The sequence below is a fragment of the Acinetobacter sp. SM34 genome, assembly GCF_022012365.1.
In the GTDB taxonomy this organism is placed as follows: domain Bacteria; phylum Pseudomonadota; class Gammaproteobacteria; order Pseudomonadales; family Moraxellaceae; genus Acinetobacter.
Window position 1 is genome coordinate 86,861 of record NZ_JAKLTP010000002.1, and the last position, 21,109, is coordinate 107,969.

Consider the following 21,109-nt stretch of genomic DNA (forward strand, 5'->3'; position numbering starts at 1 on the left):
CTAAAAAGGAAAATATATGCAATCGTATTATCCTAGACTGGCAATATTATGCAGCCTAATCTCCAGCCATAGTCTGGCGGCAGCCATGGACCAATCAGGACAGTCTGTGCTGCCTTTTCTTGAGACCGGCCATTATTTTGAAGCAACAATTACTGCTGCCGATCCTGAAGTGTCGGGTCATATCCTCGGTTCGCACCCAGACCTGGTTAATTCTGATAGTGAAGATTATACAATCGATAATATTGCCCAGAATTTCCAGTATCATAGTGCCGCACTGAAACTGCAATTCATTCCAAATTTTTCTTTTGGTATTCTTTATGATCAGCCATTTGGCTCGGATTTACACTATCCATTAAAAGACAATGGCAGTTTTTCCGATACCGCATTGAGCCAGCAAGGCACCCAAGTCAACATTGACAGCCAGAATCTAAGTCTGATTTTAGGCTACCAACCTTTCAAAAATATAAATCTATATGTGGGTCCTGCCTATCAAACCGTAAAAGGTCATGTTGCACTACGTGGACTGGTATATGCTGAATTTAATGGTTATAACGCCAAATTTAAACAAGACGCTGCGCTCGGCTGGAAAGCCGGTTTTGCCTATCAGGTTCCCGAACTAGCCTTAAAAGCCGCATTGACCTATCACTCTAGAATTAATCACAAAATCAATGTGGAAGAAAACGTTTTGGGCACTCCATTACTTCTGATAGATAATGCTAAAACCAAAATTTCTACCCCACAATCGGTCAATCTGGATTTTCAGACCGGTATCATGAGCGGCACTTTACTGTACTCGACCATTCGATGGGTCAACTGGAAAGATTTTGTGATTCGTCCTACCCAGTTCGGCGCATTGTCAGAACTTGCCACCACTGCCATTAGTAACGGCACTTATACTGAAGGCTTTAATCTGGATGATTATCAAAAGAACCAATGGAGTGCAACCTTAGGCATTGCAAGGCAACTGACCACAAAATGGTCCGGCGCATTTGATCTAGGTTGGGATTCAGGCACAGGTAATCCCGCATCAATTTTAAATCCCACCAAAGGTTACTGGAGTATCGGCTTGGGGCTACAGTTTAATCCTGAAGCAAACTATTTTATTTCAGGCGGCGTCAAATACTATTGGCTCGGTGATGCAACTGCGCAGGATGGTACTTATTATCTCCCGCTTCCTGGTGTGTCTGAAGCATCACAAGTGGGGCAATTTAATAATAACCATGCGATAGGCTATGGTTTAAAAATTGGATACAAGTTTTAGTTGGTGGAGGTTTTTAATGGTGGCAACTTTAATTCATTGAGTCGCACAGTTCTTTTGCTCGATATAGGCAACCATCGGTCCCAGATTAAAGCGTGAGTCGAAGTGCTTTAATTGTGGAATATAGGCACTTGAGATTGAGCCGTCCAGATACAGGGCTTTTTGCACTTTAAGCTGTTGTTTAAAAAATTGCGCTAATTGATAAAAACTGACTGCATTTCGACTGATCACGAAATATAAGCTTTGATCCTTCATCCCGACCGCATTTCGGATTTTAAATGAATCTGAATCTTTTAAAAAATTAGGATTAATCTGCCCATCAATCACCAGCATGGGTCCAGATTGCGTCGCGTATTCGGCATTAAAATTAAGCTTTTGATAATTTTGCGTTGTGGCAATCAGGCTTTGTTTAGAATTCCAGGCCAATACACCATTGGGTTGCAGATGAAAATTGCCATAACCTTGTTTTAGCGTGTTCAGTTTTTGCTGTTGCTGAGCTGCTTCAATATATAAGCCTACCGCAGAATAGTCAGCATGATACATCCCGGCATTCATGGCAAAGAGCAGCTTTTCACATGCTTTCAGTTGTTTTGCCACGGCCTTGAATTTACCTAGCGGTTGATGGGTTTGGTTATCATTTAAATACAGGCGCAGGTTTTGTGGCTGATCTATTTTTACAATATCAACGTTTACGGTATCACTCTGCCAGCGATGGGTATAAAGGTCTGCATAGGTGATACTGGTCAAACCGAGTAAGGTAATAACTGCACATTTTATTAACAATATTTTCTTCATGCTGGTATGGCTCATGAGGTATGCTGAATCCTGACATTTTTAATGCGCTGTAGTGTCTATATAAAAGCTAGTCAACTTAGTGAAATAGTCGATTCTTTTATAAAGGAGCAGTAAACTAAGTCACTAAAATATATTTGTAACTTTATTGGTTAAACGTCTACATGCAACAGCAGAAAATACGATTTCCTTTAGGGGCGCATCTTATCGTTAAACATTTTGGATATTCTCATCACGGCATTTATGCAGGTCGTGGCAGGGTTATTCATTATTCAGGTTTTGCCCATTTATTCAAGAAACGTCCCATTGAGATCACCTCACTGGAAAAGTTCAGCTTTGGTAAAACCATCATCGTCCAGCACTATAGCAATCCCAAATTTAGAGGTCGCAAGGTAGTACGGCGTATGCGTTCGCGCATGAAAGAAAACCAGTATCATCTGATTATTAACAATTGCGAACATTTATGTACCTGGGCAATTACCGGCATCGAAAGTAGTCCACAGGTCATTCACATGATGAACCGCTTAACCACCATTGGTTATGTCAGTTCTCTCATGAGCTTTATGAACAGCATGTTACTGACCCTCACCACCACGTGTTTTGCTTTAGTGCTCTACATCAAGAAAAAGTTACGGGATAAAGCGAAAAAACGAATTCCACATTATTTATTGTTAAAACAACAAAATCCCAGAAAGCAATAATAGATTTGCTTTCACGCTCAATCTGCACAATTTAATTTTTATTTTCGCCCCTTTGAAAAATTACGAATATTTGCAAATTTTTAGCTCTCATTTAAACAAAAGGCGGGAACTTATCATTCACCAGATTTAACTGTGCCCCATATTCCAGATACGCTTTACAGCCATCCAGCACAGTGGTGAACCCTGCTGTTTGCTCAATCGCGAAAGCAACTAAGGCGGAACCGTCCAAAGAAATATCATAATTGCGAATGCGCAGATAAGTTTCTTGTTCAGTTATTTTCTCAAAAATAAAGTCTACCGTGCTTTTGGGTTCTCCCCAGATAATCTGAATCAGTTCATTATTAATCAACTGTTCTATATACACACTGGTGGTTATTTCATACTTTTCCCAATACCAGTCTACCGTTCTGTTTTCAATCAAGTGGCCTGTAGATGAAGTAAACCAAAACTTGCTGGTGATTTCAGGCTCAATAAAGGCATGAAACACCTCTGCAACCGGTTTTCGAATTAACATTTGGGTTTCTATGACTACGCTCATTGAAATCTTCCTTTTTATTCTTCTTCTCAGTGATAGCACACATCTGAAATTAATGGCTATCACTGAATTGTTAAAGACTTGAACGGCGCCGTGTAGAGGCAAAAATTATTTTTCTAAACTTAACTTAAATTACCTTTATAGCTTGAAAGTACTGGTGGAATTTCAGCCCCTAATGAACTTAACATTTCCCGTTCAATATTTCGCACAATCGAATTGAGTGGTAAATCATTTTCCTGAAGTCCAAATGGTTCTTCCAACTCTGCGCTGAGCGCATCCAAACCTAAAAATAAATAGGCAATTAATGCCACAATTACAGGTGTCCAAATACCGAAACTCGCTTCAATACTGAACGGCAAAATTAAACAGAATGAATAAACTGCCCGATGTAATAAGACTGAATAAGAAAATGGCAATGGCGTAGTCATAATACGATCACAGCCTGCATGAATATCGCCCATGGCAACCGTATGTCGAGTCAAGGTACTATAGATAATGTCGCTGATTTGACCTTGTTTATAAAACAGTACCAAATCTTTTTGTATGATCTCAAGTAAATACTGCGGCGCATTGATATGTTCAGTACATTGCTGCCATTGCATATCGTTTAAATTGACATAATTTCGGAAATGTTGAATATCTTGCGCTTGATGACGTAATCGGTCGCGTAGTAGATAGCAAAATAACATAACACGATACATCAAAATCTGACGTTGAGAATCTTCCAGCACATGACTATCACGAATAATATGCCTCGTATTGGCAATCAGTGCGCCCCAAAGCTTGCGCCCTTCCCACCAGCGGTCATAACAAGCCGTATTCCTAAAACTTAAGAAGATCGAAAGAATCACACCGAAGATGGTAAAGCCAATGGCAGGAACTTCTGGCATAGTCAGGAAATGGGCTGCACTTAAATAAACCAACAGTGCCGATAAACTGACTACAACTGCTAGAGCTGGCATCACTTTGGGTAAAATTGTGCCATGCCATGCAAATAACAGCATAAAGCTATTATTTTTATCTCGAATAATCACAAATTTCCCCTCATGAAACCTAGTCGCTTCAATGTTTATAAAATAGCTGTCATGAAAAAGCCCAACCGAAATTGAGCTTGATCTAAATATTTTTGACTCAACAGTGAATCATCCTAGAGCATAAACAATGTTATTTTCCAGGCTTAAAGCTGTCTTTTAAATCCAGAATACGGTTAAACACCGGTTTCGCTGCTGTGTGATCATATTGGTCTGCCACGAAATAACCTTCACGTTCAAACTGGAAGCGGTCTTCAGGCTTCGCTTCAGCTAAAGCCGGTTCAATCACCGCTTGAACCACTTTGAGTGATTCAGGATTTAAGTTGGCAACGAAGTCATCGCCCACTTCCGGATCAGATTCGGTGAATAGGCGGTCGTAGATACGCACTTCTGCAGGCACACCTTGAGTTGCAGATACCCAATGCACCACGCCTTTTACTTTACGACCTTCAGGATTTTTACCTAAAGTTTCCGGGTCAATTGAACATTTCAGTTCAACCACTTCACCGTTAGCATCCTTAATCACTTCATCGCACTTGATCACGTAAGCATGACGTAAACGTACTTCACCTTCAGGAATTAAACGTTTAAAGCCTTTCGGTGGCACTTCCTCAAAATCTTTACGGTCGATGTAAATTTCAGACGTCAATGGAATGATACGATCACCCATATCAACGTTCGGATGACGTGCATGACTCAGGTTCATTGCTTCAGGCAGGTTCGTCAAAGTCACTTTCAGTGGATTTAACACCGCCATACCACGTGCAGCGGTATTTTCCAAAGACTGACGGATACAGTATTCCAGCATTGCAACATCAACAATACTGCCATCAACTTTAGAGACACCCACACGCTTACAGAAATCGCGCAAACCTTCAGGTGTGAAACCACGACGGCGCATACCGACTACTGTTGGCATACGTGGATCATCCCAGCCATTCACAAAACCACCTTCTACAAGCTTACGCAGCTTACGTTTAGAGGTAATGGTGTAGTCCACATTTAAACGGCTCGATTCGTACTGGTGCGGAACTGCTGGTGATTTCACCTTCTCCACAATCCAGTCATAGAACGGACGGTGATCCTGGAATTCCAAAGTACATAAAGAGTGAGTCACACCTTCAATGGCATCTGACAATGGATGAGCATAGTCATACATTGGGTACATTTTCCATTTATCACCAGTCTGGTGATGTTCTGAATGCAGTACGCGATACATAATCGGGTCACGCATATGCACATTTGGAGAAGCCATATCAATCTTGGCACGCAGTACAGCCTGACCTTCACCCAGCTCGCCATTACGCATTTGTTCAAAACGCGCCAGGTTTTCTTCTACAGTCGCCTCACGGAAGGGAGAGTTTTTACCCGGTTCTACAAATGAACCACGGTTTAACTTGATTTCTTCAGGGGTTTGCAAATCGACATAAGCATCACCTTGTTCAATCAGTTGTACTGCCCAGGTGTACAGTTGATCGAAATAACTTGATGCATAGCGCGGTTCACCATTCCAGTTAAAACCGAGCCATTTTACGTCGTTGGCAATACCGTCTACATATTCTTGTTCTTCTGCATCCGGGTTGGTATCGTCAAAACGCAGGTTACATACGCCATCAAATTCTTGCGCAATACCAAAGTTCAAACAAATCGCTTTCACGTGACCAATGTGTAAATAACCATTCGGTTCCGGTGGGAAGCGTGTAATCACTTGCTGTGTACGGCCTGCTGCCAAATCGTCAGTAATCACTTGGCGTACAAAGTCTAAGCCCGGCTGTTGTTCTTGCTGCGCAGCATCGACAGATTGAGTACTTGTTGTCGGGTTATTTGGCAGGGATGAAACAACATCATTCGGCTTCATAGTTGATAAATCACTTCTATAAGATAAAATAGGATAATTAAAACGCTTTTCTCTATTTTTAACAAAGAAAATAACGTTTTTGCTTGCCTTGTAGTTTACAGTTTGCTTATGCTTCTCTCAACCAAAAACCCATGGCTTTTTTAGTCCATGATCAGGAGATTATAGAATGAGTTTTCCTCAAGTCGAATTAAACACCAATAAAGGACGCATTGTTCTAGAACTTAACTCAGAAAAAGCACCTAAAACTGTTGCAAACTTCTTGGAATACGTTCGTGATGGTTTTTATGATGGCGTAATTTTCCACCGTGTTATTGACGGTTTCATGATCCAAGGCGGTGGCATGGATGAAAACTTCAAAGAAAAAGCAACACGTGACGCGATTGAAAATGAAGCGGATAACGGCTTAACCAACGATTTGGGTACTATTGCAATGGCACGTACTCAAGCGCCTCATTCTGCATCTGCTCAGTTCTTCATTAACGTGGGTAATAATGCATTCCTGAACCACTCTGGCAAAAATGCTCAAGGCTGGGGCTATGCAGTATTTGGTAAAGTGACTGAAGGTCTTGATGTAGTTAACGAAATTAAAGGCGTTCGTACCGGTAATCGTGGCTACCACGCTGACGTTCCATTAGAAAACGTTGTAATCGAATCTGCAAAAATCATTTCTGAATAATTTTTAAATCCTCCCCCATCCCTCCTTTATTAAAGGAGGGAGCTAGACTCCCTTGAAACGGAAAGTCTCCTCCCTTTAAAAAAGGGAGGTCGGGAGGGATTATCAAAAAGGAAAATTAGTGACCTATCTGTTTATCTCTGATTTACATTTGTCACCTGAACACCCTCGACTCGTTCGGGGGTTTTTGGATTTATTAGACAGTTATAAAGATAGAAATACCCAGCTCTATATTTTGGGTGACTGGTTTAATGCCTGGATTGGCGATGACTACACCGCGCCTTGGCTGGATGAAATCGTGCATGCCCTGCAAAAATTCAATCGTGCTGGCAATCATGTTTATTTTCAGGCCGGCAACCGTGATTTCGTGCTAGGTAATAAATTCCTAAAACAGTTCAATGGCACACTACTCACTGAACCGGCAATTTTAAAAATATCCCAAACTACATACCGTTTAGAACATGGTGACCTGCTCTGCACCGATGATGTGTCATATCAAAAGTTCCGTAAAATCATTCGCAATCCATTGCTTTTAGGTTTTTTAAAACGCTTGCCTTTAAGCTTTCGGCAAAAACTGGCCAATGGTTTCCGTAAAAAAAGCGCAGAAACCAAGCAAGTGAAGTCTTATGACATCATGGATGTGAATCAGTTTGCTGTGAAAGTTGCTTTAGAACATGTTGATGTATTGATTCATGGACATACCCATCGTGCTGCCATTCATGAACTACGCGATAAAAAAAGAATTGTTCTGGGCGACTGGCGTGCACATGAAGCACGGATTCTGGAAATTAATCCTGAGCAAGATAATCAAAAATTAGAATTAAAGATTTGGAGTTATTAGAATAAAAACTGAAAACAATAAATTCGAAAACTTGATAAAGTCATTTGTAATATATTATCTTTATTTATGAATGATAAAGTTCAAGAAAAGGCATTAAATCCAAATGAGCAAGCAGTAGCTTGGCTTGAGACAATTAAATTTATTATTAACACTGGAAAAATTAACGCTAATAAAAAAATATTCAGAATTAAACCCACTTTATCAAAACATCTTTTACAGAATCCAAATAGTTTATATTAAATGAAAGAAGCCCAATAAATATTGGGCTTCTTTCATAAATCATTTTAGAAACTAAAACTTGTTCGTAAAGCCAAAATTGAAAATAGATTTTAGTCGATATTAGATTCATGAGTGTGGCATGGATGCCACACATTTCCCATCCCTTGCGCTGCATTTTAAAGCAGTGCTTAAAACTGGCTCAGGAAGTCGTGTATGGGAAATAAAAGGTTTTTCTTGCGGACTCAAAATATATTTTGAGATCCTCATTTTGACCTTTCAAAAGTAGAGAGATTGCCTACGAAAAGGCAAAAAAATTAAATCAATCAAATGAGGCCGTGCTGATTTAAAAAAATCAAATATTAAACATTTTTTGATTTATGAAAGAGATCTATTGGACTTTTATTAGTTAATAACCACCTTCAGATTTAACCACTTCAGTTCCATCTTTATATTTCGCTAAAAGCTCGCGTAGAGAATTTATCAATACACTGGTATCTACACCCACCGCAACAAACTCGGTACCCAAATCAAGATACTGTTGTGTAGCTTCATGTTGGGTAGATAAAATACCCGCTGCTTTACCTGAAGCACGAATACGTTGAATTGCATCTATTACGGCTTTTTGTACTTCCGGATGGTTAGGATTACCCTGATAGCCCATGGTGGCAGATAAATCTACTGCACCAATAAATACCCCATCAATGCCTTCTACTTTGAGAATCTCGTCCAGATTTTCCAGACCTGTTACCGATTCAATCTGAATCAGCAGACAAATATTTTCATGGGCCTTTGCATAATAGTCAGGAATGCTGTTCCAGCGTGTTGCGCGTGCCAGTGCCGCGCCCACACCACGAATACCTTCTGGTGGATAGCGTACCGCCTTGACCATCAGTTCAGCTTGTTCAACGGTTTCCACCATGGGAATCAATAAAGTTTGCGCCCCAATATCCAAAAGTTGTTTAATCAGCTGCACACTGCCAATAGGTGGACGAACCACAGCTTGTGATGGATACGCTGCGATACTTTGCAATTGAGAGAGTGTCGTTCTTAAATCACTCGGTGCATGTTCACCGTCAATGAGTAACCAGTCATAGCCGGCATTAGCCGCAATTTCAGTGCCGTAAGCATCTGCCAGACCGACCCATAAGCCAATCTGCTGTTGGGTTTTTAGTCTTCTTTTAAAATGGTTTGTATCATCTATCATTTGCTTACTCCACCCAATAACTACATGCTGATTTGATTAAACGTCATTTGGCAAAAAGTACCAATATTGATTTCGTATTTTGTCATTGTATATAGCTATTAATGATTCATTTTATTAAGTTTTTTACTCTAAATTACAATAAATATTCATACTCTATACGCCAAAATATAAGTTATCTAAAAATTCTTCCAAGCTATTTCAGCCATGAATCAGGTAAAATCATAAAAAATTTAATAGTGGAAATGTCACTCATGGATTTGTTAAACGTTTCAAAAACACGTTACACCACCAAAGCATACGATGCTTCAAAAAAAATTCCGCAGCAACAATTTGAACGTTTACTGGAAATCCTGCGTCTCACGCCATCCTCCATCAATATTCAACCCTGGCATTTTTTTATTGCCGATCATCAAGTTGCCAAAGAGCGCATTGCCAAGGCTTTAGTGGGTAAATATGCCTACAATGCACCTAAAGTCTTAGATTCCTCTCACACCATTCTGTTCTGTACCAAAGCAGATATCAGTGAACAGCATTTAGATACCCTGCTCACCCACGATGATGTCAGCGGCCGTTTTAAAGATGAAAAAGCCAAACAAGGACAAAAAGACAGCCGTAGCGGTTATGTGGATTATTACCGTAATGAAAAAGGTGATATTCAACGCTGGGCAGAAAATCAGACCTTTATTGCACTAGGCCAATTATTGCTGGCAGCCGGTATTGAAGGTGTAGATGCCACTCCCATTGGTGGCTTTGATGAACAAATCATCCGTCAAGAATTGGAATTAGATGAAAAAGGTTTAATTCCATCAGTCATTATGACGTTGGGTTATCGCAGTGAAAGTGATTTCAATGCTCAGCTACCCAAATCACGTCTGAGTCGTGAAGAAATTTTTACCAAGCTTTGATTAAAAAAAATTACAATAAAAGGGGCTAAAATGCCCCTTTTATGTCATTCCGGGACTTATTTTTGCAACAATATTGCGGTATATTTGCCCAAAAATAATAAACGGTAATTCCCGATCATGCCTCCAGCTATTAAAATGCCGATAAAATTTGAATGCAAATCTTGTAAAACGGTTTACATGCACAAATACAGCCCAGATACTATTTTGACTTCATATCCCACATGCCCTCATTGTCAGCAGCCTGGTCAACTTCAGGGCACAATTGAAATGCAAGATGTATTCAAGCATCCTATCGCTATGGCTCATTACTATTTGCAAGATACCTTACAACGGTTTCAACGCTCATAATTAAGTCAATGCCCTTATTTTATAAGCCTTAACAACCTGCAAATACAGCGTATTTAGATGCGCTGTATTTTTAATTTATTTCTTTTGCACTGACTATTTTATGGTCTGCTTTTTGCTACATACCCACCTATAACGATTAAAATTTTTAAGAGGTTCAGCATGTCTTTGTTTATACTTATGCCAATGAAATTTGAATGCCATCACTGCCGGCAATGTTATATTCACCTCTATCAACAAGAAGATCACCACTATCCTGCCTGCCCTGCTTGCCATAACAATGGTTTGCTGATGGGTATAGCGGAGCCGAAAGATTTTTTTCAGCACCCACTCATTTTTCTATCCGGTTATCTTAAACAGACATGGCATAAGCTAAGCAAATAACACTCGCCAAACCCAAAGCCAGCCCGAATGCAGTTGCGGGTTTTACTTTTTCTTTAAACAGCATTACACCACTGAAAGCCCCCAATAGCACCACCAGAATATTCATGCCTGCAAACACAATTGCAGGTGTGTCTTTTAATAAAATATGCGCATGAACATAAAGGGCAATATTGGCAAAGTTCAACATTCCCAGCCCCATTCCAGCCAGTATATTTTTTTTACTGCCAGCTGTTTTTGTGGTTAGGAGGATATAACTCAAAGACAAGATAAAGGCACAGATAAACATTAAATTCAGTGCCACGGCAAACTGCACACCCAACCCAGTGGTGTATTTCAATAACACATCAATCAAGGCATATCCACACCAGACCAAGGCCAAATAAAACATGCCTTGCCTGGTGGCAACGGATTGACCCGACTGTGCCTGATGATGTGAAAATAGAATACTCAACACTGCTGCAATACCTAAACCGATACCGACCATTTTCAGGGTATTAAACTGTTCCTGAAAAATAAAAAATGCTGCCAACAGCGACAAGACTACAGATAAACGCTGGGCGATTTCAGTTTTTACAATACCGGCATATTGCAAGGATTTCGCCAGACACAAGAAAATACTCGGCAGTAACACACCCAGCGCTACAATCAGCCACCACGGCGTATCTATAACTGAGATATGCTGTAAATCCGGCTTAAACCACAGATAACACAACAGACTCGCAGAAGCATAATTCCAGACAATCATCTGCAAGGCATCAAAACCTTTGGCTTTGCATAGTTTTAAAAGAATAGAGATGACGACACTACAGCACGCTGCAGCCAATATAAGTTCCATCTTTTGGATATTTTCCTTATTTATAATGGATCAAGAATTAGATACAAAAAAGCCCACAATCACTGTGGGCTTTTGATTATAGATAATCTTGAAGATTATTTATAACGATTCACCATTTTCTCTAAAGAAATTGGACGAATCTTGTCTGCATGACCTGCTGTACCAAATGCCGTATAACGATCTACACAAATTTGTTTCATTGCAACAATAGTTTCTGCAAAGAATTTACGTGGATCGAATTCGCTTGGTTTTTCAGCCATCATACGGCGCATTGCACCCGTTGATGCCAAACGTAAGTCAGTGTCGATATTGATTTTACGTACACCGTGTTTGATTGCTTCAACCAGTTGCTCAACAGGTACACCATAAGTTTCTTTGATGTCGCCGCCGAATTCGTTGATTACAGCCAACCATTCTTGTGGCACAGAGCTTGAACCGTGCATGACAAGGTGGGTATTTGGTAATGCCGCATGAATTTCTTTAATACGGTCAATTGCCAGGATGTCGCCTGTAGGTGGACGCGTGAATTTGTACGCACCGTGTGAAGTACCTACGGCAATCGCCAAGGCATCTACATCGGTATCGGCAACAAAGCTACGTGCTTCTTCAACTGAAGTAAGTAGTTGAGAATGGTCAAGAACGCCTTCTGCGCCTACACCATCTTCTTCACCAGCCATACCGGTTTCAAGGCTACCCAGGCAACCAATTTCACCTTCAACTGAAACGCCACAAGCGTGAGCCATTTGAACTGTACGACGAGTTACGTCTACATTGTATTCATAACTTGTAGGCGTTTTACCATCTGCACCCAATGAACCATCCATCATTACAGATGAAAAGCCTAACTGGATAGAGCGTTGGCATACATCAGGGTCAGTACCATGATCTTGATGCATAACCACTGGAATATGTGGCCACTCTTCAATTGCTGCCAAAATTAAATGACGTAAGAACGGAGCCCCTGCATATTTACGAGCACCGGCTGATGCCTGAACGATTACAGGTGAATTGGTTTCGTCTGCGGCCAACATAATTGCACGCATTTGTTCTAAGTTGTTTACGTTGAACGCTGGTACGCCGTAGTTGTGTTCTGCAGCGTGATCCAAGAGCTGGCGCATCGAGATTAGAGCCATAATATCCTCCCAGGTGATGCGCCATATTCTACATGCTGAATCATTTCAATTCAGCAACAAAACACACTATTTCAAAAAAAAAGTCCCTGCTTATGCAGGGACTTTTAAATAAAAAACCACAAACTTATTGTGCAGTTGCTGTAGAAGCAGCTTCCTCGCTAGCGGCAGTCGCTTCATCTGCTGGTGCATTTGCCACTTCAGCAGGTACATCGGTATTTTTTTCATCCAGGACAGGCTTATCCAAGGCATCAATTGCTTTTTGCTGTTCTGGTGTGGTTTGTTCATCCGCTGCTGCAGAAGCGGCAGTTTCCGTTTTAGGGGCTTCATCTTTCTTGGCACAGGCTGTCAAAGCCAACGGTAAAATCACAAGTGCTGCAAGTGTTAATTTCAGGTTCATCACATTTTCCTACCACAGGAGATTTAATGATGAGGATTTTATTGCAGATATATTGCATTTTTATGACTAAAAAATGACTACCTAAAATGAAAAAGGAATGAAAAAAGGCTGACCGAAGTCAACCTTTTGATTGCAGCTAGACGGCTTAATTAAGCACGTTCTAAAAGTACAGCAACCGCTGGAAGCGTTTTGCCTTCAACAAATTCAAGGAATGCACCGCCACCTGTTGAGATATAACCAATCTTGTCTGCAACTTCGTATTTGTCGATTGCCGCTAAAGTATCGCCACCACCTGCAATAGAGAAACCATTAGATTCTGCAATTGCTAAAGAGAGTGCTTTCGTGCCTTCACCGAACTGATCCACTTCAAACACGCCTACCGGACCATTCCAAAGAATAGTTTTTGAAGTTTTGATAATTTCAGCAAATGCTTTGGCAGTTTCTGGACCAACATCAAGGATCATGTCGTTGTCAGCAACATCTTCAACTTTTTTCACAACAGCTTTTGCAGCAGCCAATGAACCCAAGAAATCATCAAAGTTGATTTCAGTTGCATCCGCAACCACAACATCAGTTGGAAGGGGTACAGATACTTTTGCCGCAATGGCTTTGGCGGTGTCGATTAAATCATTTTCGCATAATGATTTACCTACATTGAAACCTGCCGCAGCCAGAAAGGTATTAGCAATACCGCCACCGACGATGATTTGATCGCAAATATCTGAAAGTGAAGTGAGTACGTCAAGTTTAGTTGACACTTTAGAACCTGCAACAATGGCAACCATTGGTTTTTCAGGTGTTTTAAGTGCACGGCCTAAAGCATCCAGTTCTGCTGCAAGTAAAGGACCAGCTGCTGCCACTTTTGCGAAACGTGCCACGCCTTCAGTTGACGCTTCTGCACGGTGTGCAGTACCGAATGCATCCATTACAAATACATCGCAAAGCGCAGCATATTTTTGTGCAAGTTCAGGGTTGTTTTTCTTTTCACCAGCATTGAAACGGCAGTTTTCAAGAAGTACCACTTGACCCGCTGTAACTTCAACACCATCCAGATAGTCAGTGAAAAGTTTTACTTCCTGACCCAAAGCTTCAGTTAAATAAGCTGCAACTGGTGCTAAAGACTGTTCAGGTTTTGGCTCACCTTCAACCGGACGACCAAGGTGTGAATAAACCATTACTGCAGCACCTTTTTCCAAGGCCGCTTTAATGGTAGGTAGTGCTGCGCGTAAACGTGCATCACTGGTAATTACACCGTTTTTAACAGGAACGTTTAAATCTTCACGAATTAGTACACGCTTACCTGCCAAATCCAGGTCAGTCATACGCTGAAAGTTCATGTATAGCTCACTTTATAGATATAAAAAACGCCCCGATTTTAAATGATTATGTAGAAAAAGGTTAGCTTCTTTTGCATAAAAGCTGTCGAAAGACAAAGTTTTGATTATCATAGTCAAAAGCCACATAATGATTTAGAGCTTATGTCTATACACCCAGATCCAAATATCAATCGTTTAAATGTTTTAGGCGAACCTCTGGCAAGCTGTTGCTACTCTCCTATTACCGGTTATTTTCGTAACGGCTTTTGTCATACGGCGACTACAGATCTAGGTCAGCATACGATGTGTGCACAAATGACCGCTGAGTTTCTTAATTTTTCGCAAAAAATAGGGAATGATCTGATCACACCTTTGCCAGAAGTTGATTTTCCCGGTTTGGAACCGGGGGATTTCTGGTGCATTTGTGTGACCCGTTGGGTTGAAGCGTATCAGGCTGGTATCGCTCCCCCTATTAAAATACAAGCTTGCCATCAAGCTGTGCTCTCTTACGTCCCGCTTGATGTGCTTATGGAATATGCAGTGTAATGAGTACTCCCCAAATTATTTTGGCTTCAAGCAGTCAAACCCGTAAAGACCTGATGAATCGTCTGCGTATCGACTATCAGAGCATGGTACCGGATATTGATGAATCGCCTCGTGGTGAAGATCATGCCGACCATTTGGCACAGCGACTGGCTTTTGAAAAAGCTAAAAGGATTGCAGAAAAATATCCCGAAGCGATCGTGATTGGCTCAGATCAGGTGGCTTGGCGTGAAGGTGCTCCGGATATTTTTATTGGCAAACCGTTAACCGTGGAAAAAGCGGTAAAACAATTGCAGGCCAATTCGGACAAAATCGTTTATTTCAGTACTGCATTAAGCGTACAGCAGCAGTCAACCGGTTTTGAAAAAACCTTGGTAGAACATTATAAAGTCAAATTCCGTAAACTTGGCCTGGCTGAAATCGAGCGTTATATTGAAGTCGATCAACCTTTAATGTGCGCAGGCAGTTTCAAGTGTGAAAGTCTGGGAATTAGCCTGTTTGAACAGATGACTGGTCAAGATCAAACCACCTTGATGGGTATGCCGATGATTCAGCTGTGTCATATTCTGCGTCAGTTGAATGTGCTGGTGCCTTAAAATCACCCTATTTGGGGAATTCAATATTCCCCACATTTGCAATAGCATTACTCGCTGAATGCCACTTCTTTACAATATAGACAAGTATCAGACCAATAAATTCAATTTAAAATCTATATGGGTTAAATAAAAGATAATGTGACTTAAATGATAAACACCTAAGATAATAAGATCAGAAAATCAACTTCAGCTTGCACCTCAGACTGACTCACGCGAAAATACACCCAAATTTTCCAAGCAGTCTTAGCAATGTCCCAACCTTTAGATATATTAGGCGGAATCACCGCTGAACAATTCCTTGCCGAATACTGGCAAAAAAAACCATTACTGGTACGTAATGCGCTCCCTGAAATTGCAAATTTTTTAGAACCTGATGACGTGATGGAACTGGCACTAGACGAAAATGTCAGCGCGCGTTTAATCAAGCAAAAGGACAAAGATCCAAATCAATGGTCTGTCAAATCTTCGCCTTTAATCAAAGCTGATTTCCAGAAGATGCCTAAGCTTTGGACATTACTGGTACAGGCTGTGGATCATTATTCATTTGATCTGGCAGAACTATGGAAGAAGTTTCCTTTTATTCCCCAGTGGCGTCGCGATGACATCATGGTGTCTTATGCTCCTAAAGGTGGCTCTGTAGGTAAGCACTTCGACTTTTATGACGTGTTTTTGGTACAAGGTTATGGTCATCGCCGCTGGCAATTGGGACAAATGTGCGACGCAGATACTGACTTCGTAGCAGGACAGCCGTTAAAACTGCTCCCTGAAATGGAGGTTCATTTTGACGAGGTGCTTGCTCCGGGTGATTTGCTGTACGTACCACCAGGTTTGTCCCACTACGGCGTAGCTGAAGATGACTGCCTGACCTTCTCTTTCGGTTTCCGCATGCCGAATGTAGCGGAAATGATGGATCGAGTTAGTGACAAATTTGCAGACGATCAGCTGCTTAAAAATCCGTTGAAAGATATTCTGCGTGACAAGATCAGCCCGATTGGTCAAATCACCCAAAATGAGCTGGAGTATTTAAAAACCGAACTTTTGGCACAATTGCAAAATCCGACTGTGCTTGAAGATGCCCTGATGAGCCTGATGTCTGAGCCAAAATATCCGGAAAATATTCCAGAGGCAGAAGCGATTGGTAGCGGTGATTTGGAAGAAGCTTTGGAGCAGGGTTATTCACTCATGCTCGAGCCGGCATCACGTCTGCTTTATACTGAAGATGAAAACGAGTTGCTGTTTTGGGCAAATGGTGAAGGCATTTGTATTTCTGAAGTTTTTGCCCCAATTTTAAAACAGTTGGCTGATGGCGGTTCAGTATTACTGGATGAAAATCTTTATGATCCAGATATTTTCGAAGATATTGTCAATTTGTTAAATGAATCAATTTTGATGTTATTGCCTGCAGCAGATGAAGAATAAATAAAACTCTAAAAGGGGGAAATAATGATTTCCCCTTTTTTTATATTTTTAGAATTTTCACATTTATTTTTTCGACAGGTCAAAAGCAAAATAACTCACAAATTTTAATTTATTGCCTATTTTATAATGAGACGTTGCCAAGTAGATATGTGAACTGATCTGTACCATTTCATTATGATAACGCCTGCCCCACAGTGGATTATTGCCTAAGTTATGATTGATGATTAAAACTGGCTGATCACTAAAAAGTGATTTTCCGATTTAGGCACTGACTATTTTGAAAGAGCTGATCTAAATCTTGTACCCTCATGCTTTTTAAGTCTTCTAATTGCTGAATAGCATGATTCATGAGAATTAATCTTCTGTGAGCACTATAATTAATTTTTATAAAAAATAATTGAACACATCTTGATATCTTATATCCATATCACTGACGATCAATCAATAGTTAACTTCGGTAATTTCAGTTGCACAATCGCCTGAATGATGGTGCAGCCTGGCTCAGAAGATAAGTTAAAATCGGCACCCATGCGCTGCAAACGCATATTCATACTGCGCATGCCAATACTTAATCCTTGTTGCGCCACACATTCAGCATCAAAACCAATACCGTCATCTTCTATATTTAAAATAAACTGATTTTCTGTAATATAAACCATCGATATTTTTACATGCTTGGCCTGACTATGTTTAATAATATTAGTCAGACTCTCTTCTAATACCCGTATTAAGGTGAGGCACTGTAAAGCATTAGGCACTGCCTGCCATTCAGGCGGAAAAATCCACTTAGAATGAATATCCAGCTCATCCATAAGCTGACTAAAACGATGCCTCACTGGTGCCACCCACAATATAGGACTAACTGGAATTTTATTATCTGCAGAAGAACCACTATCGATAATTTGTCTGAGGTCATCTCTTAATAATTTAAGCATCGATAAAAATTGCTTATTCGAAATATTATGGGCGCTTTGATCCACTAAAATCATCGAGCGAACTAAAGATGCGCCTAACCCATCATGTAAATCATGCGATAAATGAATTCTTTCCTGTAATTTGACATTTTCAAGCTCGAGTTGATGCTTTTCATTTAAACTGGAACTTAAATCTTCACTCACTTGCTGAATTTTTACTTCAAGCTGTGCATTAAATGCTTCTACTTTTTTAATATTATTTGACAATCGTGTTCCCAATATCATCACCAGAAAAAAGGTAATAATTGGTGCAGTATAGGGAGATAAAGGTCCGTCATCCGTTCCCGTATATGTTGATAATAAGAAAAGGTCAAATAAGGTAAAAAATAGAATACCCATCAGGCAAATGGATAAAAAGATATAATCTATTCTTCTCGATCGAATGGCGTGATAACTGATATAGAAAGAAGTGAGAAAAAATAAACTGACATATATCAAAAATATCAGCGCAAAAATCAGATAAATCTGAGCTTCGGGGGTAATAAAAATACCCACGTTTGTAAGCCCAGTCACAAAATAAACAACAGGCTCGACTTTAGCCAAATGCTTTTGAATAAACCTTAATAAATAAATACAAAAACTAATGATATAAAGCACAAAGAAAACTAAATTAAATTGAGCTGCCATTAAACTTGTCGGAAAAGGAAATGTTTCTGTAGTTAAAACATTTGAAATAAACATCACCCACAACATCGAACTTAAGGCAAACCATCCAAATGCAGTTTCTTTAGGTCTTAATAACCAGATCACCAAGCAGATCACACCAAAGGTGACTGATAAAACGATATTTACTTGAAATAAAGTTCTGCGCTCCCATATTTTTTTTTGATACACATCATAAATCGTTTGCACATCATTAAAAAAAATTCTTCCTAATCCAGCAGATTGAAAAGCATTGCCTCTCACATAAATCAAAATTTCATTATTCTCAGGTTTTAACCCAGCTAATGGTAAAATCCAGTAACGTGGTACATTCCAGCTTTTTGACAGCGGTTCCTTTAGATTTTTATTCTTCCAGAGTAAATCGCCATTTAAATAAACAGCACCGGCAGAATTAATATAATCAATTAAAAAAGCAACTGGTTCTGTAAGTTTGGCCTTATTTTGGCAGGACCAGCTCCATTGAATTTTGTACCAGGCTGCTCCATCATAATTTTTCCAGCGCTTCTGCCACTGATCGGGCAAATCTACAGTTTGCCATCCCTGCTGCGGTAAAATAGTGACTGAACTGGTCTTAACAGTACGAATAGAATGAATATGCGCTGCGCATTGTGCATTAATACTTTGCGTTATTTCAGCAGAACTGATTTGACTCAGCAGGCTTAGAACAAGAATAAAAAAGCAATGCACAATAAACTGCTTCATAAAATCCCTAAGGATCGTGCGGCACTGACGGCTTTGGTTCTTTTGGTGACCGATAATTTTCGGTAAATATGTTTAATATGGCTTTCAACCGTATATTTAGAAACAAAGAGTTGTTCAGCAATTTCCCGATTACTCATCCCTTGTGCAACCAGATTCAAAATTTCGGTTTCCCGATTGGTTAACAGCTCCATTTCTGCATCTATGAGTTTCTGATCATGGCTGGCCGGTATGACCGCAGCCGATATCTGTTTTAAAATTTCTTGTGCAATAAAAGGGTCAATCGGTGCCCCACCACGTAAAATGCTGCGAATAGATAACTTGACTTCTGCATCATCACGTTCTTTCAGGACATAACCTGTCGCACCAGCCTTGATTGCTGAAAATAAACTTTCCTGCGTACTCCATGCAGAAATCACCAAAATCAGGGCATTGTTATCCAGTATACGTAGTTTTTCAATCAGCTCTATACCATTGCCGTCGGGCAGTCCAAGATCAACCAGGGCCAAAGAAATTGGTTGCTGTTCTATTTCTACAAAAGCCTGCTGCAAATTCTTGGCAAAAATGAGCATATCTTTGCGATAACCCAATTCTGTCAATATATTTTTTAATCGTTCTTGAATAAGATCTTCATCTTCAACAATTAAAACTGGTACTGGTAAAATTGTTTCTAATTCTGACACAAGCCACCCCCTGTTATAACCGCTTAGTATAGCGAGAAAAACGAGCTTAACGATATCCCTTAAACTTGGTAATTCAATGACTTTTATACTAATAATACATCAATCTTATTTGCTATTCTGCTGTCAATCAGCCTCAATGAACACCATAAAATAAACCCTCTAGAGTTCAATCGATAATTAATCCAGCATTGATCAATTCAATACTCTGAATATCATGCAGTCTATGGGATGCTTTGCTTTCAGCTTGATTTCATCCCATATACAAAAAAACCGCTGCTTTAGCGGTTTTTTTGTATATGGGGTTACTGACCATATTGCTGCTTTAAGTATTTGACAATATCGGCTGACTCGAACATTTTTACTCCGGTATTGGTATCAATCAGATACGGCACCTGAATATCACGCCCCATCACTGCCACGATTTTTTCACGCTTGCCTCCGGGAAGAGCTTCATATTTTCCAGGCTTAAAACGTAACACTGCTGGTCCCATATCCTGCCAGCGCTCTTTGGCCACGTTATGGTAAACATAGGGCAATTCCAGTTCGCTTAATACTCCACGCACAATACGGGTAAAAGGACTGGCTTCAAAACCCCATAATTCCAGCAGTTGTGCAGGTGCTGCACGGTCTTTGATTTTCGGATTAATCCAGACGCCACGTGCACCATTCACGATGGTACCGGCTAAAGCTACGACAGGTATTTTAGGATAATGTGCAAATTTTTTTGGCGTTGTTCCTGTTTTACCATAATGCTTGAATAAATAATCAATGATGGCTTGCGACTCGTATATTTCAGTACCGGTATTTTCATCAATAAAAAATGGAAATCGTCTCTTTCCGCCTTTTTCTTTGACTATTTTTCGATACTTTTGTCCGCCTTTAGGACAAGGATAGACTTCATAATCCAAATTCAACAAGGTCAGTACTTCGCGTACACGGCGGCAAAATGGCGAACCTTCAAATTCATAAAGTTTGAGTGATTTTTCAGGCTGCTTTGGAAAGGCTGTACCACTGACGCCTCGTCCTCCGGCCGTCAAGGACGAAGCCAGGGCCTGGATCACTTTAATTTGATGATTCACCATATTTTTATCCTTGTATCATCGTC

Annotated in this window: 22 protein-coding genes; 9 read left to right on the top strand and 13 right to left on the bottom strand. The window is 40.2% G+C overall.

Annotated elements, in window-relative coordinates:
* The first annotated feature begins 16 nt into the window (after nt 1-16).
* Entirely contained in the window at nt 17-1,261 is a 1,245-nt protein-coding gene (locus LZZ98_RS02140; protein WP_237786448.1) for a transporter, read from the top strand.
* A gap of 33 nt (nt 1,262-1,294) precedes the next feature.
* On the opposite strand, the gene LZZ98_RS02145 is transcribed toward LZZ98_RS02140, so the two are convergent.
* The gene (locus tag LZZ98_RS02145; protein WP_237786449.1) at nt 1,295-2,068 is read right to left on the bottom strand and encodes a phosphodiester glycosidase family protein; all 774 of its coding nucleotides are present in this window, start codon (nt 2,066-2,068) and stop codon (nt 1,295-1,297) included.
* 146 nt (nt 2,069-2,214) lie between these two features.
* On the opposite strand from LZZ98_RS02145, the gene LZZ98_RS02150 reads away from it, so the two are divergent.
* On the top strand, nt 2,215-2,751 hold the full coding sequence (locus LZZ98_RS02150) for a lecithin retinol acyltransferase family protein (protein WP_237786450.1): 537 nt from the start codon (nt 2,215-2,217) through the stop codon (nt 2,749-2,751).
* A 91-nt stretch (nt 2,752-2,842) separates the two neighbouring features.
* On the opposite strand, the gene LZZ98_RS02155 is transcribed toward LZZ98_RS02150, so the two are convergent.
* From LZZ98_RS02155 to LZZ98_RS02165, 3 genes are all read right to left on the bottom strand, one after another.
* Nucleotides 2,843-3,289: an SRPBCC domain-containing protein gene (locus LZZ98_RS02155; RefSeq protein ID WP_237786451.1), complete on the bottom strand. Its 447-nt coding sequence runs from the start codon at nt 3,287-3,289 to the stop codon at nt 2,843-2,845.
* Nucleotides 3,290-3,408: 119 nt separating this feature from the next.
* Nucleotides 3,409-4,320, bottom strand: coding sequence for a bestrophin family protein (locus tag LZZ98_RS02160; protein ID WP_237786452.1), 912 nt, complete (start codon nt 4,318-4,320; stop codon nt 3,409-3,411).
* 130 nt (nt 4,321-4,450) lie between these two features.
* The gene (locus tag LZZ98_RS02165; RefSeq protein WP_237786453.1) at nt 4,451-6,175 is read right to left on the bottom strand and encodes a glutamine--tRNA ligase/YqeY domain fusion protein; all 1,725 of its coding nucleotides are present in this window, start codon (nt 6,173-6,175) and stop codon (nt 4,451-4,453) included.
* A 166-nt stretch (nt 6,176-6,341) separates the two neighbouring features.
* Between LZZ98_RS02165 and LZZ98_RS02170 the strand changes: the two genes are divergently transcribed.
* The 3 genes from LZZ98_RS02170 (at nt 6,342) to LZZ98_RS02180 (ending at nt 7,929) form a co-directional block, all read left to right on the top strand.
* Nucleotides 6,342-6,851 carry a peptidylprolyl isomerase gene (locus LZZ98_RS02170; RefSeq protein WP_067665756.1) on the top strand — a complete coding sequence of 170 codons (510 nt, stop codon included), beginning with the start codon at nt 6,342-6,344 and terminating at the stop codon, nt 6,849-6,851.
* A gap of 118 nt (nt 6,852-6,969) precedes the next feature.
* Nucleotides 6,970-7,689: a UDP-2,3-diacylglucosamine diphosphatase gene (locus tag LZZ98_RS02175; RefSeq protein WP_237786454.1), complete on the top strand. Its 720-nt coding sequence runs from the start codon at nt 6,970-6,972 to the stop codon at nt 7,687-7,689.
* Between the two features lie 66 nt (nt 7,690-7,755).
* A complete protein-coding gene (locus LZZ98_RS02180; RefSeq protein ID WP_237786455.1) occupies nt 7,756-7,929 on the top strand; it encodes a hypothetical protein in 174 nt (57 codons plus the stop codon).
* Between the two features lie 385 nt (nt 7,930-8,314).
* Here LZZ98_RS02180 and hpaI read toward each other — a convergent pair whose 3' ends face one another.
* Nucleotides 8,315-9,112: a 4-hydroxy-2-oxoheptanedioate aldolase gene (gene hpaI, locus LZZ98_RS02185; RefSeq protein ID WP_237786456.1), complete on the bottom strand. Its 798-nt coding sequence runs from the start codon at nt 9,110-9,112 to the stop codon at nt 8,315-8,317.
* Nucleotides 9,113-9,363: 251 nt separating this feature from the next.
* Between hpaI and nfsB the strand changes: the two genes are divergently transcribed.
* Nucleotides 9,364-10,017, top strand: a complete 654-nt coding sequence (gene nfsB, locus LZZ98_RS02190) for an oxygen-insensitive NAD(P)H nitroreductase (protein WP_237786457.1) — start codon at nt 9,364-9,366, stop codon at nt 10,015-10,017.
* Nucleotides 10,018-10,540: 523 nt separating this feature from the next.
* Here the strand turns inward: nfsB and LZZ98_RS15555 are convergent.
* The 5 genes from LZZ98_RS15555 to LZZ98_RS02215 all read right to left on the bottom strand — a co-directional run bounded on the left by LZZ98_RS15555 (nt 10,541) and on the right by LZZ98_RS02215 (nt 14,448).
* Nucleotides 10,541-10,693 carry a hypothetical protein gene (locus LZZ98_RS15555; RefSeq protein WP_330848185.1) on the bottom strand — a complete coding sequence of 51 codons (153 nt, stop codon included), beginning with the start codon at nt 10,691-10,693 and terminating at the stop codon, nt 10,541-10,543.
* Between the two features lie 21 nt (nt 10,694-10,714).
* Nucleotides 10,715-11,581 (bottom strand): DMT family transporter, encoded by an 867-nt coding sequence (locus tag LZZ98_RS02200; RefSeq protein ID WP_237786459.1) that lies wholly within the window; start codon nt 11,579-11,581, stop codon nt 10,715-10,717.
* 95 nt (nt 11,582-11,676) lie between these two features.
* Nucleotides 11,677-12,714, bottom strand: a complete 1,038-nt coding sequence (gene fba / locus LZZ98_RS02205; RefSeq protein WP_237786460.1) for a class II fructose-bisphosphate aldolase — start codon at nt 12,712-12,714, stop codon at nt 11,677-11,679.
* 124 nt (nt 12,715-12,838) lie between these two features.
* Entirely contained in the window at nt 12,839-13,111 is a 273-nt protein-coding gene (locus LZZ98_RS02210; protein ID WP_237786461.1) for a hypothetical protein, read from the bottom strand.
* Nucleotides 13,112-13,260: 149 nt separating this feature from the next.
* Nucleotides 13,261-14,448 (bottom strand): phosphoglycerate kinase, encoded by a 1,188-nt coding sequence (locus LZZ98_RS02215; RefSeq protein ID WP_237786462.1) that lies wholly within the window; start codon nt 14,446-14,448, stop codon nt 13,261-13,263.
* Between the two features lie 141 nt (nt 14,449-14,589).
* Between LZZ98_RS02215 and LZZ98_RS02220 the strand changes: the two genes are divergently transcribed.
* From LZZ98_RS02220 to LZZ98_RS02230, 3 genes are all read left to right on the top strand, one after another.
* A complete protein-coding gene (locus LZZ98_RS02220) occupies nt 14,590-14,973 on the top strand; it encodes a DUF2237 family protein (RefSeq protein ID WP_086174290.1) in 384 nt (127 codons plus the stop codon).
* The gene (locus LZZ98_RS02225; protein WP_237786463.1) at nt 14,973-15,566 is read left to right on the top strand and encodes a Maf family protein; all 594 of its coding nucleotides are present in this window, start codon (nt 14,973-14,975) and stop codon (nt 15,564-15,566) included. Before LZZ98_RS02220 ends, LZZ98_RS02225 begins: the two co-directional genes overlap by 1 nt.
* A gap of 249 nt (nt 15,567-15,815) precedes the next feature.
* A complete protein-coding gene (locus LZZ98_RS02230) occupies nt 15,816-16,985 on the top strand; it encodes a ribosomal protein uL16 3-hydroxylase (RefSeq protein ID WP_237786464.1) in 1,170 nt (389 codons plus the stop codon).
* A gap of 437 nt (nt 16,986-17,422) precedes the next feature.
* On the opposite strand, the gene LZZ98_RS02235 is transcribed toward LZZ98_RS02230, so the two are convergent.
* The 3 genes from LZZ98_RS02235 to LZZ98_RS02245 all read right to left on the bottom strand — a co-directional run bounded on the left by LZZ98_RS02235 (nt 17,423) and on the right by LZZ98_RS02245 (nt 21,086).
* Nucleotides 17,423-19,324, bottom strand: coding sequence for a sensor histidine kinase (locus LZZ98_RS02235; RefSeq protein ID WP_237786465.1), 1,902 nt, complete (start codon nt 19,322-19,324; stop codon nt 17,423-17,425).
* Entirely contained in the window at nt 19,321-20,004 is a 684-nt protein-coding gene (locus tag LZZ98_RS02240) for a LuxR C-terminal-related transcriptional regulator (protein ID WP_237786466.1), read from the bottom strand. Before LZZ98_RS02240 ends, LZZ98_RS02235 begins: the two co-directional genes overlap by 4 nt.
* Nucleotides 20,005-20,306: 302 nt before the next feature.
* Nucleotides 20,307-21,086 (bottom strand): glutathione S-transferase N-terminal domain-containing protein, encoded by a 780-nt coding sequence (locus tag LZZ98_RS02245; protein ID WP_237786467.1) that lies wholly within the window; start codon nt 21,084-21,086, stop codon nt 20,307-20,309.
* Between the last annotated feature and the right edge of the window lie 23 nt (nt 21,087-21,109).

Excerpts from the sequence above, each read along its gene's own strand:
- LZZ98_RS02220 (WP_086174290.1), top strand. The coding sequence starts at position 14,590 with ATGTCTATACACCCAGATCCAAATATCAATCGTTTAAATGTTTTAGGC.
- LZZ98_RS02180 (WP_237786455.1), top strand. The coding sequence starts at position 7,756 with ATGAATGATAAAGTTCAAGAAAAGGCATTAAATCCAAATGAGCAAGCA.
- LZZ98_RS02230 (WP_237786464.1), top strand. The coding sequence starts at position 15,816 with ATGTCCCAACCTTTAGATATATTAGGCGGAATCACCGCTGAACAATTC.
- LZZ98_RS02170 (WP_067665756.1), top strand. The coding sequence starts at position 6,342 with ATGAGTTTTCCTCAAGTCGAATTAAACACCAATAAAGGACGCATTGTT.
- nfsB (WP_237786457.1), top strand. The coding sequence starts at position 9,364 with ATGGATTTGTTAAACGTTTCAAAAACACGTTACACCACCAAAGCATAC.
- hpaI (WP_237786456.1), bottom strand. The coding sequence starts at position 9,112 with ATGATAGATGATACAAACCATTTTAAAAGAAGACTAAAAACCCAACAG.
- LZZ98_RS02225 (WP_237786463.1), top strand. The coding sequence starts at position 14,973 with ATGAGTACTCCCCAAATTATTTTGGCTTCAAGCAGTCAAACCCGTAAA.
- LZZ98_RS02165 (WP_237786453.1), bottom strand. The coding sequence starts at position 6,175 with ATGAAGCCGAATGATGTTGTTTCATCCCTGCCAAATAACCCGACAACA.
- LZZ98_RS02145 (WP_237786449.1), bottom strand. The coding sequence starts at position 2,068 with ATGAGCCATACCAGCATGAAGAAAATATTGTTAATAAAATGTGCAGTT.
- LZZ98_RS02215 (WP_237786462.1), bottom strand. The coding sequence starts at position 14,448 with ATGAACTTTCAGCGTATGACTGACCTGGATTTGGCAGGTAAGCGTGTA.
- LZZ98_RS02140 (WP_237786448.1), top strand. The coding sequence starts at position 17 with ATGCAATCGTATTATCCTAGACTGGCAATATTATGCAGCCTAATCTCC.
- LZZ98_RS02200 (WP_237786459.1), bottom strand. The coding sequence starts at position 11,581 with ATGGAACTTATATTGGCTGCAGCGTGCTGTAGTGTCGTCATCTCTATT.
- LZZ98_RS02150 (WP_237786450.1), top strand. The coding sequence starts at position 2,215 with ATGCAACAGCAGAAAATACGATTTCCTTTAGGGGCGCATCTTATCGTT.
- LZZ98_RS02155 (WP_237786451.1), bottom strand. The coding sequence starts at position 3,289 with ATGAGCGTAGTCATAGAAACCCAAATGTTAATTCGAAAACCGGTTGCA.
- LZZ98_RS02245 (WP_237786467.1), bottom strand. The coding sequence starts at position 21,086 with ATGGTGAATCATCAAATTAAAGTGATCCAGGCCCTGGCTTCGTCCTTG.
- LZZ98_RS02210 (WP_237786461.1), bottom strand. The coding sequence starts at position 13,111 with ATGAACCTGAAATTAACACTTGCAGCACTTGTGATTTTACCGTTGGCT.
- LZZ98_RS02235 (WP_237786465.1), bottom strand. The coding sequence starts at position 19,324 with ATGAAGCAGTTTATTGTGCATTGCTTTTTTATTCTTGTTCTAAGCCTG.
- fba (WP_237786460.1), bottom strand. The coding sequence starts at position 12,714 with ATGGCTCTAATCTCGATGCGCCAGCTCTTGGATCACGCTGCAGAACAC.